At 46.4% G+C, this 1,201-nt stretch carries 1 protein-coding gene; it reads left to right on the top strand.

Translation table 11 applies throughout. From position 1 onward, the window contains the following. Positions 1 to 18 precede the first annotated feature (18 nt). Positions 19 to 1,193 (top strand): IS3 family transposase gene (locus tag EDI28_RS25905; protein WP_128786694.1). Its coding sequence is split into 2 segments (ribosomal slippage): positions 19 to 274 and positions 274 to 1,193, totalling 1,176 coding nucleotides; the frame shifts between segments, so codons are not numbered across the junction. Positions 1,194 to 1,201 lie beyond the last annotated feature (8 nt).

The raw sequence follows: 1,201 nt of genomic DNA, 5'->3' as shown, positions 1-1,201 counted from the left end.
AACTGAACAGGTGACACAATGACCAAACGTACCAGAAGAACATATAGCCCTGAGTTTAAGCTTGAAGCTGCTCAACTTGTCCTTGACCAAAATTACTCGGTTCCTGAGGCAGCTGCTGCCATGAATGTTGGCAAATCAACYATGGAAAACTGGGTTCGCCAGCTTAAGCAAGAGCGKGCKGGGATTTCTCCCAAAGCGTCYCCAATGACATCTGACCAAATTAAACGTGAGCTTGAAAAGAAAATAGCCCGTATTGAAGAGGAAAAAGAAATCCTAAAAAAGGCTACTGCTCTCTTGATGTCAGACTCGATGAGAAATTCTCGTTAGTCGATAAGCTCAAGCAGAGCCACTCTATCAAGCGGATTTGCCAGGTGTTCGATATACATCGAAGTAGCTACAAATATTGGCGAGCACGGCCAGATGATGTCTCAGTAGAGCACGTAACGCTGCTTAGTGAAGTTCGTGCTGCACACAGCGTTAGTCAAGGCTCTGCGGGGGCTAGAACTATCGCTGATATTGTATCGAACCGAGGCTTTAAGCTGAGCCGCTATCGTGCATCTAAGCTAATGAAAAAACTAGGGTTAGTTAGCTGTCAGCTCCCTGCTCATTCTTACAAGAAGGCAACAAAAGAGCATATTGAAATCCCGAATAAGTTGGATAGACAATTTGCCGTTACCGAGCCAAATCAAGTTTGGTGCGGTGACGTTACCTACGTTTGGGTTGGTAGTCGGTGGGCATATTTAGCGGTCGTCATCGACTTGTTCGCACGAAAGCCAATCGGCTGGGCGATGTCATTTTCTCCTGATTCAAACCTGACGGGAAAGGCTCTTACAATGGCGTTTGAATCAAGAGGAAAACCCAAGGACGTATTGTTTCACTCTGATCAGGGTTGCCACTATACAAGCCGCCACTTTAGGCAACTGTTATGGCGCTACCAAATTGAACAAAGCTTAAGCCGTCGTGGAAACTGCTGGGATAATAGCCCAATGGAGCGATTTTTTAGAAGTTTAAAGTCCGAATGGGTTCCTGCTACGGGTTTCAGAAACTTCATTGAGGGCAAGGCCTCGATAATCAATTACATTACCGGATACTACAGCCAAGTCAGGCCACATCAATACAATGGTGGGCTAACACCGAACGAGTCAGAGCGCCGCTTCTGGCTCACCCATAAAACCGTGGCCAGTTTTACTTGACCACTTCA

Origin of the sequence: Photobacterium chitinilyticum (assembly GCF_004104355.1) — a bacterium.
Taxonomy (GTDB): domain Bacteria; phylum Pseudomonadota; class Gammaproteobacteria; order Enterobacterales; family Vibrionaceae; genus Photobacterium; species Photobacterium chitinilyticum.
Note: the sequence above shows the minus strand (reverse complement) of the source record. Positions and strands in the feature narration are given on the sequence as shown.